This is a genomic window from Parabacteroides timonensis (genome assembly GCF_900128505.1).
In the GTDB taxonomy this organism is placed as follows: domain Bacteria; phylum Bacteroidota; class Bacteroidia; order Bacteroidales; family Tannerellaceae; genus Parabacteroides; species Parabacteroides timonensis.
The window spans coordinates 3,194,722-3,210,279 of the sequence record NZ_LT669941.1 but is presented as its reverse complement, the minus strand read 5'-3'; the positions used below and the strand labels follow the sequence as shown (position 1 = coordinate 3,210,279).

15 protein-coding genes are annotated in these 15,558 nt (G+C 47.1%); 2 read left to right on the top strand and 13 right to left on the bottom strand.

Translation table 11 applies throughout. The features are described 5' to 3' along the window. Positions 1-9: 9 nt before the first annotated feature. Positions 10-1,491: a D-alanyl-D-alanine carboxypeptidase/D-alanyl-D-alanine endopeptidase gene (gene dacB / locus BQ7394_RS20475; RefSeq protein WP_075559099.1), complete on the top strand. Its 1,482-nt coding sequence runs from the start codon at positions 10-12 to the stop codon at positions 1,489-1,491. Here the strand turns inward: dacB and BQ7394_RS20470 are convergent. From BQ7394_RS20470 to queC, 10 genes are all read right to left on the bottom strand, one after another. After that, positions 1,488-2,234 carry a LytR/AlgR family response regulator transcription factor gene (locus tag BQ7394_RS20470; RefSeq protein ID WP_075559098.1) on the bottom strand — a complete coding sequence of 249 codons (747 nt, stop codon included), beginning with the start codon at positions 2,232-2,234 and terminating at the stop codon, positions 1,488-1,490. The genes dacB and BQ7394_RS20470 overlap by 4 nt on opposite strands. Then, positions 2,231-3,325, bottom strand: a complete 1,095-nt coding sequence (locus tag BQ7394_RS20465) for a sensor histidine kinase (protein ID WP_075560143.1) — start codon at positions 3,323-3,325, stop codon at positions 2,231-2,233. The genes BQ7394_RS20470 and BQ7394_RS20465 overlap by 4 nt, the downstream gene beginning before the upstream one ends. A gap of 36 nt (positions 3,326-3,361) precedes the next feature. Then, the gene (locus tag BQ7394_RS20460) at positions 3,362-4,582 is read right to left on the bottom strand and encodes an ABC transporter permease (protein WP_075559097.1); all 1,221 of its coding nucleotides are present in this window, start codon (positions 4,580-4,582) and stop codon (positions 3,362-3,364) included. Between the two features lie 2 nt (positions 4,583-4,584). After that, entirely contained in the window at positions 4,585-5,325 is a 741-nt protein-coding gene (locus BQ7394_RS20455; protein ID WP_075560142.1) for an ABC transporter ATP-binding protein, read from the bottom strand. 41 nt (positions 5,326-5,366) lie between these two features. Further along, a complete protein-coding gene (locus BQ7394_RS20450) occupies positions 5,367-6,575 on the bottom strand; it encodes an efflux RND transporter periplasmic adaptor subunit (protein ID WP_075559096.1) in 1,209 nt (402 codons plus the stop codon). Between the two features lie 36 nt (positions 6,576-6,611). Beyond that, complete coding sequence (locus BQ7394_RS20445; protein WP_075559095.1) at positions 6,612-7,967, bottom strand: TolC family protein; 1,356 nt, start codon at positions 7,965-7,967, stop codon at positions 6,612-6,614. A gap of 298 nt (positions 7,968-8,265) precedes the next feature. Beyond that, complete coding sequence (locus BQ7394_RS20440; RefSeq protein ID WP_087880614.1) at positions 8,266-8,892, bottom strand: hypothetical protein; 627 nt, start codon at positions 8,890-8,892, stop codon at positions 8,266-8,268. A gap of 28 nt (positions 8,893-8,920) precedes the next feature. After that, entirely contained in the window at positions 8,921-9,706 is a 786-nt protein-coding gene (locus BQ7394_RS20435) for a 3-keto-disaccharide hydrolase (protein WP_075559094.1), read from the bottom strand. An 89-nt stretch (positions 9,707-9,795) separates the two neighbouring features. Continuing rightward, on the bottom strand, positions 9,796-10,260 hold the full coding sequence (gene queF / locus BQ7394_RS20430; protein ID WP_075559093.1) for a preQ(1) synthase: 465 nt from the start codon (positions 10,258-10,260) through the stop codon (positions 9,796-9,798). Positions 10,261-10,264: 4 nt separating this feature from the next. After that, the gene (queC, locus tag BQ7394_RS20425; RefSeq protein WP_075559092.1) at positions 10,265-10,927 is read right to left on the bottom strand and encodes a 7-cyano-7-deazaguanine synthase QueC; all 663 of its coding nucleotides are present in this window, start codon (positions 10,925-10,927) and stop codon (positions 10,265-10,267) included. A gap of 238 nt (positions 10,928-11,165) precedes the next feature. Here queC and BQ7394_RS20420 point away from each other — a divergent pair, with 238 nt between their 5' ends. Then, the gene (locus BQ7394_RS20420; RefSeq protein WP_075559091.1) at positions 11,166-12,545 is read left to right on the top strand and encodes an OmpP1/FadL family transporter; all 1,380 of its coding nucleotides are present in this window, start codon (positions 11,166-11,168) and stop codon (positions 12,543-12,545) included. Positions 12,546-12,764: 219 nt separating this feature from the next. On the opposite strand, the gene BQ7394_RS20415 is transcribed toward BQ7394_RS20420, so the two are convergent. From BQ7394_RS20415 to BQ7394_RS20405, 3 genes are all read right to left on the bottom strand, one after another. Continuing rightward, positions 12,765-13,088 (bottom strand): hypothetical protein, encoded by a 324-nt coding sequence (locus tag BQ7394_RS20415; protein WP_075559090.1) that lies wholly within the window; start codon positions 13,086-13,088, stop codon positions 12,765-12,767. Between the two features lie 87 nt (positions 13,089-13,175). Beyond that, the gene (locus BQ7394_RS20410; RefSeq protein WP_075559089.1) at positions 13,176-14,090 is read right to left on the bottom strand and encodes a ribonuclease Z; all 915 of its coding nucleotides are present in this window, start codon (positions 14,088-14,090) and stop codon (positions 13,176-13,178) included. 305 nt (positions 14,091-14,395) lie between these two features. Then, positions 14,396-15,550: a cytochrome d ubiquinol oxidase subunit II gene (locus BQ7394_RS20405; protein WP_075559088.1), complete on the bottom strand. Its 1,155-nt coding sequence runs from the start codon at positions 15,548-15,550 to the stop codon at positions 14,396-14,398. Between the last annotated feature and the right edge of the window lie 8 nt (positions 15,551-15,558).

Sequence of the window (15,558 nt, the reverse complement as noted above, 5' to 3'; positions counted from 1 at the left end):
GACAACAAGATGATAAAGAAAATATTATGTGCCGCCCTGATACTATGCTGCTCCTGGCAGTCCCAGGCACAAACTCCCCAGCCGGTAAAGCAATTATTGAATGCACCTTATATGAAAGGAGCTACCTTTTCGATCGTGGTGAAAGACCTGCAGGATGGGAAGACCTTGTATAGTTATGATACAGACCGGCTGATGTCGCCTGCCTCGGTATTGAAGACGGTTGCAACCGCAACGGCCCTGGAGATACTGGGGGAGGATTTTTGCTATGAAACTTCCCTGGAGTATGACGGGACGATAAAAGATGGTGTACTCAACGGAAACCTCTATATAAAAGGAGGTGGCGATCCGTCGCTGGGTTCGTCGCATTTTGCACCCGACAGAAGTACGTATCGACCTGCGCAGAATACCTTTATGCCTGAATGGATAGCAGCATTAAGAAAGGTCGGCATACAGAAGATAAACGGGGCTGTAGTGTCCGACGAGAGCATTTTCGATACCGAAGGTTCGTCTATTAAATGGCTGCGTGAGGATATGGGTAATTATTATGCACCGGGAAGCTATGGCCTTTCTGTATTCGACAATATGTATAAGTTAGCACTGAAAACCGGTGCTCCCGGTACTCGTCCGGTGGTGAGGGGAACTGATCCGGCTTTGCCGACCGTTCATTTTGTCAATTACCTGAAAGCAGCTCCGGTGGCTTCAGACAGTGCCTATATTATCGGTGCGCCGCTGTCTGACGAACGTTATTTGTATGGCGTTCTCCCTTCCAACCGTGAAAATTATATACTGAAAGGAGATATTCCCGATCCGGCCCTTTTCCTGGCGCGCTACCTGACTGCCGGACTTGAGCGGGAAGGCATCGAGGTGGCAGGTGAACCGACCTGTTTCCGCATCGAGTCGGAAGCCGGAAGATGGAAGGAGAGTGAAAGGAAAACGATCGTTACTACTTATTCGCCGGCCTTGAAGGAGATTGCGAGTGTCACCAACCATGTCAGTCATAATCTGTTTGCCGATGCGCTGCTTAAAACGGTCGGGTTACAATATCAACCACGACGAAACGAGGTGATCTCTTCCTTCGGACGAGGTGTGCAGGTAGTTGCCGGTCATTGGCGGAAGAAAGGGCTGGATGTTTTCCCGTTGCGGATGAACGATGGCAGCGGACTGGCTCCGGCTGATAAGGTTTCAGCCGGCTTTATTGCCGATATGCTGGTGTATATGGCCACGAAATCAGATGCGTCGGAGGCTTTTATCGCATCGTTGCCGGAAGCCGGTGTGGAAGGTTCGGTGCGGAACCTGCTGAAAGGAACTAAATTACAAGGAAAGGCCCGCTTGAAAAGTGGCGGTATCACTGGTGTGAGAAGTTATGCCGGATATATTACCAAGGATGGCAAGACGTATGCTGTTGCCGTTTTCTCCAACAACTATTCCTGTAGTATGGGGGAAATGACGAAGGCGTTGGAAAAGTTGCTGTTACAACTTTTCAATTCTTAAGGCAGTAGCGACCTCTGTGCGAGGAATTCCATGAATTTCTGCTTGTAGTTGTCGGAGATCGGGATGTATTCTTTACCGAATACAATGCGGTTGCGTTCGATCACTTTGATCTTTTCCGGCTGTACGATGAAGGAGCGATGCACGCGGATAAAGCGGTTCGCAGGCAACATGTCTTCCATTGTTTTCATGCTTACGAGGGAGAGGATGGGATGCGGTTCACCTTCTACAAATATCTTGACGTAATCTTTCAATCCTTCGATATACTGGATTTTACGCAATTCAATCTGCATCAGTTTGTATTCCGTTTTGACGAAGATACTTTCGATTTCGTTCTTCTCTTGTGCGGGTGGGGCGACCGACGGTTCCGCCGTGCTATTTCGCAGTAATTCGTACCATTGGAGTGCCTTGTTTGCCGACTTCAGGAAATCGGGATAGCTGATCGGCTTCAATAGGTAGTCGAGTGCGTTTACTTTATAGCTGTCGAGTGCGTATTGACTGAAAGCGGTGGTGAAGATGATCCGCGTATCTGCTTCCAGGATGCGCGAAAACTCCATGCCGTTCAACTCTGGCATCTGGATGTCGAGGAGAAGCAGGTCGACCGGCTCCTTGCTTAGGATCGGGAGGGCGTTGACGGCACTGTTGTATTTTCCCGCCAGGCAGAGGAAAGGGGTCTTGTTTACATAACTTTCCAGCAGACTGATTGCCAGAGGTTCGTCGTCGATGATAGCACAAGTCAGTTTCATTCGCTTTCATTTTTAGGTTCTCTTCCGAGTTGCAGTTCCAACATGCTGTAATAGCTGTCGCCGTCTATCCCGCACGAGAAGATATGCCGGTTGGGATAGAGCAGGGCCAACCGTTTTCGCAGGTTGCTGATGCCTATGCCCGAACCGCTTTTATCCTGTTCTGCATCTTTGGGGAAATAGCTATTACGCAGGCAGCAGACAACAAGGTCGCCGGTCTGGTGGATATCCAGATGGATGTACGACGGTTTGTTATTGCTTACGCCATGCTTAAAGGCATTTTCGATCAGCGAAATGAATAGGAGCGGGGCTATTTCGGCATCCGGGCGGACGGTGGATATTTCTGTTTTCAGTTCCACATTTTCCGGCAGGCGGATACGCATCAGTTCCACATAATTGCGGATGAAGTCGAGCTCCTTTTCCAATAGGACGAGCGGTTGGCTGCTTTCGTAGAGTACGTAACGGAGCAGGCGGCTCAGGTCGTGCACGGCTTCCTGTGCCCGTTCGGGACTGAAAGCGATCAGACTGTAGATATTGTTGAGCGTGTTGAACAGAAAATGCGGGTTAAGCTGGCTTTTCAGGTTCTGTAGTTCAGCTTCGGCACGACTCTTCTCCAGTTCGCGGCGTGCCGACTCGACTGCATACCAGCCGTTCGTCATCTTGATAGCTACGCTCAGGCCGGCTACCAGCCCGTAAAGCAGTGCGTTGACGAAGAAGAAACCGATCACTTCCTGTAATTCCCTGGCCGGACGCGGCCGGTGAAATTCCGGTGGTGGCAACAGGTGCATCAGGAGGTGCACCAGGACCATGGCTGTCGCGATCAGGATTACGTTGCTGAGAAAGAACTTCCAGCCGTGTTTGGAGAACAGGAAGTGCTTCACCAGGAAGAAGTAGTTCACATAAAATACCAACATGAAAGAGAGCGGAACAATAACGGACCGTATATAACTTTCTACGGTTATTTCTTGTGTTTCTCTGCCCGTAAAGAAAAAAGGCAGGCCGATCAGGATACCCCAGGCAACGATGTGTATGAGGCTACCCATCCCCCGAAAAGGGGGAGTGGGATGTGTCTGTATTGTTCCTTCTGCTTTCATAATCACAAAGATATTAAATAATTGACAGCTGATATATTATTCGTAGCGTATTGCTTCGATCGGGTCGAGCTGGGCTGCTTTTTTAGCCGGGTACCATCCGAAGAATACTCCGGTGACGGTACAGACAGCAAACGACAGCATCACGCTCCACGGTTGTATATAGATAGGGAAGTGAGCTGCCGCATTGACGACCAGGGCCGCCCCAACGCCCAATACCACGCCTATCAGTCCGCCTGTTACGCTGATCAGGATAGACTCGATGAGGAACTGTGCCAGGATGTCGATTCCTTTGGCACCGATACTCATGCGGAGGCCGATCTCACGGGTACGTTCCGTGACGCTGACATACATGATGTTCATAATTCCAATACCACCAACGAGTAGCGAAATACCGGCCACAGCCGCCAACAACACGGTCATCATGTCCGTAGTACTTGTCAACATCGTGCTCAACTCCTGCTGACTACGGATGGTAAAATCATCATCGTCACTTTCCTTCAACTTATGGTTGCGGCGCAGTATTTCGGTAATCTCATCGATGGCCTGGTCGGTGTATTCCTCTTTGAGGGCCGAACAGGTGATGCCTTGCAGATGGGTGATGGCCAGGACTTTTTTCTGAATAGTTGTGTATGGAGCTAAGATTAGGTCGTCCTGGTCCATTCCCATGCTGTTGTATCCTTTACTTTCCAATACACCTACGATGCGGAAAGGTAATTTTTGAAAACGAATGACTTTGCCTACGGGGCTTTCGCCATTGGTGAAAAGATTGTCGACTACGGTTTTGCCGACCACGCATACCTTGGCAGCTGTCTGGATGTCCTGTTCGGTGAACATTTCTCCGTCGCCTACTTTGTAACGTCGTATTTCCAGGTAATCCGGGCTGATACCGTAAACCGTTGTGGGAGCATTATTGGCTCCGTAAATGGCTTGTCCGCTGCTGTTGACCGATGGGGAAACCGCCGATATGTAACGGGTTTCATCGACAATGTTCTGGTAATCCTCCAGCTTCAGCGTTTCCATGGCCGATGCATCCTGGCGTACACCGCCGCGCATGTCGGCTCCCGGATGTATCATGATCATGTTGGAACCCATCTCGCTGATCTGGGCTTGTATGCTCCGCTTGGAGCCTTGCCCGATGGCCAGCATCGTGATCACGGAAGCTACGCCGATGATGATGCCGAGCATGGTCAGGAAGCCGCGCAACTTGTTGTTTGCAAGGGCACGGAGGGCTATTTTTATGAGGTTTGTTCCGTTCATTGTTAATCGTCGTTTTTAGGCAGTTTGGCCAGGGCCTCTGCCGCATTCAGGATATTCGTGTTGACCGTATCTGCCGTGACATGGCCGTCTCTCAACTGGATGTTGCGGCTGCTGTATTGGGCGATCTCCGGGTTATGCGTTACGAAGATGATGGTACGTCCCTCGGCGTGCAGCTTCTGGAAAAGTACCAGTATCTCGAATGACGTGCGTGTATCGAGGTTTCCGGTTGCTTCGTCGGCCAGGATCACGGCCGGATCGTTCACCAGGGCACGGGCGATGGCTACACGTTGCATCTGTCCGCCGGACATCTGATTACTCTTGTGCATCAGACGGTCACCCAGTCCGACTGCCATCAGGGCTTCGACGGCTTTCTGGTGGCGGGCGGAGGCACTGTATGAGGGATTATACATCAGCGGAAGTTCCACATTTTCAACAGCAGTTGTTTTGGGCAACAGGTTGTAGCTCTGGAATACAAAGCCGATCTTGCGGTTTCGTAGTGTAGCGCGGGCGTTCTTTCCCATCGTACGGACTGAAACGCCATCGAGGTAGTATTCGCCTTTGGTCGGTGTGTCGAGACATCCCAACGTATTCAGCAGCGTACTTTTCCCCGAGCCGGAGGTTCCCATGATGGTGACGAACTCGCCTTCATAAATTGTGAAGCTGACGCCTCGCAAAGCATGGACGGTTTCGTCGCCGACCTGGAAATCGCGCTTGATATTATCTAGTTTGATGATCTCTTTCATTACTGTCTGGTAATTTTCAATTTTCAATTCTCCATTTTCAATTACTTCTTCTTGCTTCCCGGAGGGCCTGGCATGAACGGGCTCTTCTCTGCTGTAGCTGCTGCCTGAGCAGGAGCATCGGAAGTCAGATCTACAGCTATCTCTTCACCTTCGGTCAATCCTTCGGTTACTTCGATCATATTACCGCTGGTTGAACCTACGGTGATCACTTTCGGATGGAGTTGTTGCCCTTCTTTAGCCCAGACGATACGTTTGCCGGTTGGTGCTTCCTGTGCACTGTTGTCGGCGGTCAGGCCGGTGCCCATTAAGAGTTCTTCTTCGGGAACGAAACGCAACGATTTAGTCGGGATTGTCAGCACATTTTCACGTTCGAGCGTGTAGATGGTGATATTGGCCGTCAGGCGCGGTTTCAGTTTCAGGTCGGGATTATCGGCGGTGATAACCACTTCGTAAGTCACGACAGTTGAAGTGGAAGTCGACGAACTGCTGCTACTGCTGCTGTCGCCCAGGCGGATCTGCCATACTGTTCCTTCGAATACGTCGTTCGGGTAAGCGTCGACGGTAAAGCTGACGCGCTGTCCGTTTTCTACATTGCCTATATCGGCTTCATCCACGTCGGCAATCACCTGCATCTTCGTCAGGTCGGCTGCGATGGTGAACAGCGTCGGGGTTTCGAAGCCGGCAGCCACCGTCTGTCCTTCTTCTACTGCACGGTTGATGACAACCCCGTCGATCGGGCTGGTGATGGTCGCGTATTCGAGGTTACGATTCACTTTCACCATAGAAGCCTGGCTTTGCTCGTAGGCAGCTTTCGATTTCTCGTAGTTGTAAGTGGCTGTTTCGTAATCAGAATCACTAATCAGTTTCTTGTCGAAAAGAACTTTGCTACGTGCATAATTTTTCTGTTGGTATTCATATTCGCTCTTGCTGCTGGCCAACTGTGCCTGGGCGGAAGCGAGTTCTGCCTTCAGGTTGACTTTATCCATTTCTGCGATCAGTTGTCCGGCTTTCACTACGTCGTTGTAGTCAGCGTACAGTTTGTCGATGATACCGGACACCTGTGTACCGACTTCGACTTCTGTAACCGGCTCAACTGTTCCGGTTGCCGTCACTGTGTTTGAGATGGAGCTGCGGCCCACTTTGGATGTTTCGAGCCTGATGCCGCCTTTCGTCGATTTGCCAGTGAAGAACCAGATGCCTCCGGCTACGACCACCACGGCTATTATACCGATAATAAGTTTCTTGTTCATATCTTTATCTTTTTTTATTCGTTCCTGGATATTTACTTAGAGCAGATTGATCTCTTCTCCCTGGTAGAAGCGCAGCAATCCGGCATTGAGTATGGCTGTGTATTTGGCCTGGAGCGTTTCCTGTTGTGCACTCAGCAGGTTGTTCTTTTCGGTGAGTAGCTCAACAGTGTTCTTCATGCCCAGGTTGAACTGTTCGCTGACGAGGGTGTAGCTGGCCTGTGTGCTTTTCAGCTTTTGGGTGGCCGCTACATATTGCTGTTGTGCGCTGTTGGCACTGAGCCAAAGACTTTCGATCGTCTTGTAAAGCGTTTTCTGTTCATCCATCAGGTCCAGTTGGCTCGTCTGCCGTTGTAATTTAGCCTTATTGATCGCACTTTTGGTCTGTCGCTTGTCGAAAATAGGGATGCTTAAAGTCAATCCAAGTGAGTTATTCCAGTTTTGTTTTACTTGCTCGCTGAAACTGAAATCACTACCGTTGGCATTGGTTGTTCCGATTCCTGCGCTGAGGCTGAGGGTCGGGGTGTATCCGGCACGTGCAATCTTGATATTCATATCCGAGGCTTCTATATTCAGCTTTCCGGACTCTATTTCGGGACGCAGGTTAAGAGCGGTCTGATAAACATCGTCTTTGGTGGGAAGCGGGATCAGTACGCTGCTGTCGTCCAGTTGTGGCAGGTAAAGGTTCATTTCGAAATCACCGTCCAATTCGAGGAGTTGCTTCAGTTGCAGTTTGTAGTTCTGCAGGGTGGTCTGTGAAGTCACCAGCTGATAGTTGTCGTTGCTCACCTGTGCTTCCAGTTGGGCAAGGTCGCTCGACGCGATACTTCCGGCGTCGAATAATGCCTGTCCACGTTCGAACTCTTTCCGACTTACTTCCAGGGTCGATTCGTTCACTTTTACTGCTTCGGCAGAATACAGTATTTGTACGTATAGCTGGGTGATACTTTCCTCGATGGAGTTTTCACTCTGGTCGACGGTAAGTTCGGCCATGCGGGTGTTCAACTGTTGTTGTTTGACAGTGTTCACGCGCTTGCTTCCGTTGTAGACAGTCCAGTTGGCATCGATACCGTAGCTACCGTTGTACGAGGTTTTGCTTTCACTGGTCGTGATGTTATCACCACTGATGATGGTTCCGCTGGCACTGTTCGGACGGTTTACGACGCGCTGGCTGATGTTTCCGCTCAAAGAGGGGAGAAAATCCGCTTTCGCTGTCTTTACGTCTTCCTGCGTGCTTTCGACATTGATACGATTACGACGGATGGTGATGTTATGCTCCAATGCATAATCAATACAGTCGCGAAGCTTCCACTGCTTCGGCATGTCGTCTTCTGCTTTCATTCCGGCAGGCAGAAGAAGCAGGCAGGAGAGGATGATTAGAGATACTTGTTTCATAATGCTTTCGTTTTGCGACCTAAACAATCTTTTTACCTTTATTTTATGAAGCAAAACTACTTTGCATTAAAATCCTATACAATTAGAATAGAAATAGAAGGTTGGTTCATAGACGAAAGCGGGGATTTTGCCGATAAACGAAACAAGGGGGCATTGAAATAGGATCATATCATAGTAAGGAACGCAGACGACGCAGAATACGCAAAAACTCGCAGATTTCTTTAAATAAAAAATATCTGCGTTTATCTGCGTATTCTGCGTCGTCTGCGTTCCTTAATTAAGAACTGTATCTGATCATTTATCGTTTGAAAGAAACGGTTGTTTTTCCTTCGGATTTTTGGATGAATATTTTTTTATCGTGTTCATCGTCGTCCGAATAGATATGTGTGCCGTTATATTTCCAGGAGACAATCTTCCCCCAGTATTTTCCTCCGATAACGTCTTGGTCTGTGTATTTATAGGTGATTTCCATTTTATCGGTATCACCGTTCACATAGATAGGGAACGTATAGGTACTGTATCTTGAATCTCCGTATGCGCCTACCGTACAGTAGTGAAGCTTTTCTTCCGAATCGTAATATATCCAGTTGTGATTGCCGTTGTACCGAATGATGTTGCTTTCGGTATCGCGGAGATTGTCGTAAGTACGTTCGAGCGGATTGTCCAACTCTTCACTCCATGAGACAGGATAAGTTTTCAAGTCGGTGGGGTTAATGAGGTCATTTCCCTTTCCATCTATATAATAGAATCGTAAAGTGTTTCCTCTTGAAAAGCGGTTTCCATCTGGTATACTGTCATACCATACTTCTTCATTGTCTTCTTCCTCTTCGCTGTCTTTACCGTTCAATAAATGATCATTGCAGCCAGAAAAGATGATTGCACAAAAGAATAACAACCATATGTTAAATAAACTATTCGTTTTCATCGTATGTAAACACTTTACTTCTTGACTCTTATAATTCTCTCAACCAGATATTCCGGAAGCTGATCGGTTCGCTGGGATCACCGTGACTCTGCAGGATGATCGGGCCGGCTCCGTGAGGAATCACTTTCGGGAAGCCGATATATTCGGTTGTTCCGAGGATCGTCGTGTTGTTCTGCAAAACGATGCCGTTCTGGATAACAGTGATACGCGGAGGTACGCGATAAGTACCGTCTTCCTTGAATATCGGAGCAGTGTAGATAATATCGTATACATTCCATTCTCCCGGCTTACGCATGGCGTTTGCCAACGGCGGTGTCTGTTTGTAGATACTTCCGGTCTGTCCGTTCACGTATGTTTCATTGTTATAGCAGTCGAGCACCTGTACTTCATACATTCCTTGCATAAAGATACCGCTGTTACCGCGTGCCTGGCTTTTTCCGGTGATATTTTCAGGGACGCACCATTCGATATGTAACTGGTAATTGTTGAATTTTTGCTTGGTCTGGATATCGCCTGTTTTCTTGTTTACAGTAAATACACCGTCGTGAACAGTCCATTGTGCCGGTTCGCCTTTCGTGTTTTCCCAGGCAGAGAGGTCTTTGCCGTCGAACAGGACGATTGCATCCGATGGAGCCGAATTAGTCTTGATATCTCCCGGCGTTACGATCTTGGGTTGGGGAATCCAGTATTCCGACATGCCCGGAGTCATCTTTTCGGGTTGCGGATACTCTTTCTGTTGTGCACTTAGATTAACACAAGCTGTACAAGCCATTGCGGCCAGTACAGTCTTGATAGTAATGTCTTTCTTCCTCATGGTCTAAATAATTTTAGGTTTACAATTAAGTAATTGCAAAGCTACGTAATTATTTGCCACGTTGTAATCAGTTTGTCTAAAAAACTGACTTATTGATTATGACAGAAAAGGCGTTTTTCGGCCAAAGCTTCGTATTTTGTTCCCGGTCGTCCGTAGTTGCAGTACGGATAAATGCTGATGCCGCCCCGCGGGGTGAAGATTCCTGTCACTTCGATATACTTCGGGTCCATTAATTGGATCAGGTCTTTCATGATAATGTTTACACAGTCTTCATGGAAAGCGCCGTGGCTGCGGAAGCTGAACAGGTATAATTTCAAACTTTTGCTTTCAACCATCTTTACATCGGGGATATAGTCGATGTGTATCGTGGCAAAGTCCGGCTGTCCAGTGATCGGGCAAAGGCTCGTAAATTCAGGGCAGTTGAAACGTACCCAGTAATCGTTGCCGGGATGTTTGTTGGTGAATGCTTCGAGCACTTCAGGGGCATAATCCTGTTTATATTCGGTAGAACCGCCCAGCAGGTGCAGTTCGTTTTCTTCTTTTCTTGTATCCATAATTTTATTTCTTCTTCTTTTTAAGGTATTTCTCCAGTCCTTCTTTGCGCAACTTGCAAGCGGGGCAATGGCCGCAACCATCGGCAGGGACTCCGTTGTAGCAGGTCAGTGTCTGTGTGCGAACCAGGTCGAATACCCCCAGTTCGTCGGAGAGTTGCCATACTTCGCTCTTATCGCGGTCCATCAGCGGTGTGTGGATCACGAACTGTTCGTCCATGGCAAGATTGAGCGTCACATTCAACGATCGGACAAAGGTGTCACGGCAATCCGGGTATCCACTGAAGTCAGCTTCCGAAACACCCGTAACGAGGTGAAAGATACCTTTGCTTCGTGCCATAATGGCGGCGAAGGTGAGGAATACCATGTTTCTGCCGGGGACGAATGTGTTCGGATAACTGTCGGCGGGTTTGTCTTCATCCATCGTGATAGAAGTGTCTGTCAGCGAGTTGGGAGCCAGTTGGCTGATCAGGGAAACGTCTAGTAACTGGAACGGGACATTGGCGTCTGCAACAATCTTACGTGCAATATCAATTTCTAGAGAGTGTTTCTGACCGTAAGTAAAACATACGGCTTCTACACGTGTAAAATGCTTCTTCGCCCAGAAAAGGCAGGTCGTGGAGTCTTGTCCACCGGAGAAGCATACCAAAGCGGCTTCTTGATGTTTCATATTTTTCTTGTTTTTAATACGTGGTTTAGCAAGCACACGGTAAAGAAAGCATTCCTTTACGCTGCAAAGATACTTTTTTAATTGAAAATGGAGAATTGAGAATTGAAAATTGAGGGGGATAATTGGAGTTGTTGCACAGAAATGATGTAATTGTGCGGCACATTTTCTTTAAAAGTGTGCAATGTTGAAGAAAAGTATTTATCTTTGCTGCCGTTTTTGTAATAAAGAAAAGTAAAATATGAAAAAAGTATTATTAGGTGCGGCATTGATGATGATGCCTCTGCTTTCTTTCGCTGGTGGATATTTGACAAATACTAATCAGCATGCAGCCTTTTTAAGATCACTTTCGCGAGGTGCTGCAATTGATATAGATGGTGCTTTGTCTAACCCGGCGGGCCTTTCTTTCTTGCCGACAGATGGTTTTCGTGTAGGCGTGAGTATACAGAGTGCTTTCCAGACTAGAGATATCGATGCCTCTTTTGGCACATATAATGGCTTTGATCCGGTAAATAAGGTTCCGACAGTAAGTGATGTTCCCTATAAAAAGTATTACAAAGGAAAGGCTGCTGCTCCCGTCATTCCGAGTGTTTTTGCGGCTTATAAAAAAGGTGACTGGACTATTTCCGGATTCTTCGCCATCACGGGAGGAGGAGGTAAGGCCTCGTTTAACGATGGTTTGCCCATGTTCGAATCGGCTGCTATGGCTGGTATATTCAAGGAAAGTTTGACGAACTATATGAAGACAGGCGGTAAAAGTCCTATCGTCACTCCGGACATGTATACTATTAATAGTGCAATGGACGGTAAACAATTTATTTATTCTCTACAACTTGGTTTGGGATACAAAATCACGGATTGGCTTTCTGCCTTTGCCGGTGGACGAATGAATTATTTTTCAGGAAATTATGACGGTTATCTGAATGCAAAACTGAAGCAGAATTTGGGTGGTGACGAATTGATGGCACTGGCCTTGAATTGCGATCAGACTGGTTGGGGATTGACGCCGGTTTTGGGTGTTGATGTGAAATACGGCAAGTTTAATTTCGGTGCCAAGTATGAGTTCAAAACCAACTTGAACATTGAAAACGATACAAAGAAGTTGGATTATCCCGAAAGTGCGGAAGATTTGGTTGGTGCTTACAAGCATGGTGTAAATACGCCGAATGATATTCCTTCCATGCTTTCTGTGGCTGCCTCTTATCAGTTTTTACCCATGTTGAAAGCCTCTGTTGAGTATCACTTCTTCGACGACAAGAAAGCCGGAATGGCTGGCGGAAAGCAGAAAGCGCTGGAGCGGGGCACGAACGAATACCTGCTGGGTATCGAATGGGATGTGATCAAGCGATTGACTATTAGTGGTGGCGCTCAGATTACAGATTACGGTTTGGCTGACGAATTTCAGAGCGATACCAGCTTCTCTTGCGACTCTTACTCATTGGGCTTCGGAGCCAAAGTGATGTTGAGCGAGAAGATGGCTTTGAACGTGGGTTATATGTGGACAACCTACCATGATTATACAAAAAAATCGAACGATTACAGTGGCACGGGTCTTCCCGGAACTAACGTATATAGCCGTACCAATAAAGTATTCGGTTTAAGTCTGGATTACGCTTTTTAACCTATACATATATATAATTATCAAAAGAGAGGACTCGTCTTGATGGCGAGTCCTTTTTTCTTGTCCTGATCGAAAGTTTACTGTTAATTCCCCACTATTTTGACAGGTGTGGGGAAAAAGCCCCGTATACATGGGGAAAAATACCCATTGCAGTGGGAAAAAATACCCATTATAGTGGGAATATTATTGTGGGGAAGTCCTGTAAAATGAAAGGAAGTCTTAGCGGATAGCCACTTTGCGAACGGTGTCGCCGATGCGGATGATATAGTAACCTTTGGCAATATTTACAGTATATTCGCCGTCAGGTTGTTTCATTTCGAATTCTTTTACGCGGATGCCGACAACACTGTAGATTTCGAGTTTGCTTCCGATGGGAGCATTCTTTACAACGATCTTGTTGTCGTAGGCACTGATTTCAACGGAATCGGGTTTCGCTTGCTGTTTGGCTACGCGTGTCGAGTCGGCCGCCTGCTGTGCATTCACAGTGAGCGAGTTACCAACGTAAACGCTGATCAATAGAATGATGGAAAATAATATTCTCATATTCGAAACCCTAAATTCCTACAAATGTATGAATAATTTTGAATATGGGTGATATTTAGTCGTTATTATTTGAGAAAAGCCGCTTCATTAGATGGAAAGGACCATACCTTCGTTTCCCAGAATAGTGTCGGGATATATCTCCCGGGCTTCCTTATGAAGTGCGGCAAGATCTTCGTAACGCGCGGAATAATGTCCGATAACTAACCGCTTAACACCGGCCTTGAGAGCAATCTTCGCTGCCTGGCGGGCGGTGGAATGGAATGTTTCTTTGGCACGGGCCTTGTCGCTTTCCATGAATGTCGCTTCGTGGTAAAGAAGGTCTACTCCTTCGATAATCGGGATAATGGAAGGTGAATAGGCTGTATCTGAGCAATAGGCATATCGTTTAGGAGCTACCGAAGGACGTGTCAACCGTGAGTTGGGAATGATTTCGCCTTCCGGAGTGATATAATCTTTCCCTTGCTTGATGTCTTTCATCCATTTGACGGGCACTTGGTAAAAGTCAATCATCTCGCGGATGATATGTGCTTCTTTCGGTTTTTCGGCAAACAGAAATCCACAAGTCGGTATCCGGTGTTTCAGCGGAATGGAGTAGACCGAGAGGGAACGGTCTTCCATGATCAGCGAATGGCTGTAAGTGTCTATATGATTGAAGCGGACTTCATAAGGCATTCCTTTGCAAAAGGTATCGAGCACAGGACGCATATAGTTTTCGATCTCCTTCGGGGCATGGATAACCAGGTCGCCGGTACGTCCCAGCATACCGAGCGTAGAGAGCAGGCCGGGCAGACCGAAACAGTGGTCGCCATGCAGATGGGAGATAAATATATGGTTCAGGCGGCTGAATTTGATACGCATATTACGCATCTGCACCTGAGTGCCTTCGCCACAGTCTATCATATATAATTTATCCCTTAGATCTACCACCTGTGAAGTTGCCAGATGCCGCGTGGTCGGTAACGCTGAACCGCATCCTAAAATGTTTAAGTTAAAATCAGCCATAGAGGAATACCTTGGATATTTGTTTGCAAAGATAATACAAAAGCATCTGTGTTCTGTGAAAAATAGCAAAAAATGCAGCTTGATTGTTCGTAGGATGAGTTGGATTACATATATTTGTTTGCTGTCCTAATGGAAGCAAAATATTGTAAGCGAAAAGACTTAAGATATTTTATTCTAAGCCTTAACTAACTTTTTCTTTTTGTTTAAAACGGTTAAATGTAGAAACGGCCAAGCGTGAGCTTCGCCGTTTCCTTTGTTTTATAGGGTATGTATCTTGCAGGGGCGGTTCGCGAACCGCCCGTACATTAATAAGTATGTGCATCTTTGTCTTCCATTTCTTGTGCGTCGATCTTGTGAAGGTCGAGCGAACGCCATGCATAGAAGATGTAAGCCAGAACGAAAGGTACCAGGATTGATACATAACTCATCACTTTCAGCGTGAACGGGCTTGACGAACTGTTCTGGATTGTCAGCGAACTTTGCAGGTCGGTGATGGACGGATAATAAGCCGTGTTGTTCCATCCGGCACAAAGTAGCAACGCCAATACGGTAAGGACTGTTCCTGTTCCCGCAAACCAGATCCCTTTCCGCCAGGTTGTCGACAGAATTGTTTTGATAATACCGAACAAAACAAGTACAACACCTGCCAGCAGAACCACCAGTACAGCCGGCATCTGAACCAGGTTAATGAAATATTTATAAGGCTGCATAAAAACTTCCTGTGTTTGAGGATCTACCGCGAAGCCATCTGCCAGCAATAAACGTACAAGGAATATCAGGAAGAATACAAGGAATAAAGCAGTTTCCGGGATCAGGCGTTTCCGGCAACGAGTCACTATATCTTTATTATCAATATTGTTGATGAAATAAAGTAAAGCCTGTACGCGTGCCAGGAAGAATACAGCCAGTCCGAGGCAAACATTCCAGAATACAAAGGCTGCTTCCAATCCATGCAGTGAGTTGTTCCAAGTGGAAATAACCGGCATGGCGATATCGGTCATCTGTCCTTTATTAACGGAAAATTCTGCTCCGTTGAAGAAAGTCCCGACAGCAGTACCCAGCAGGATGGGCCCGACTACACCATTGATGATCAGGAATATCTGATATGTTTTCTTTCCCAGTAAATTCCCTTTCTTTGCTTGGTATTCATACGATACGGCCTGAATAACGAAACAAAGCAGGATCAGCATCCATACCCAATAGGCACCGCCGAAACTGGTAGAATAAAACAAGGGGAAAGAGGCAAAAAACGCACCACCGAAAGTAACCAGTGTCGTAAAGGTGAACTCCCATTTACGTCCGGTCGAGTTAAGTAACATCTTTTGTTCCAGTTCCGTTTTTCCAATCGAGAAAAGCAACGACTGTCCTCCCTGAACGAAAAGCAGGAATACTAACAGTGCTCCCAGCAGGGAAACGAGGAACCACCAGTAATGCTGTAATAATATATATGTACTATCCATGGTGTATA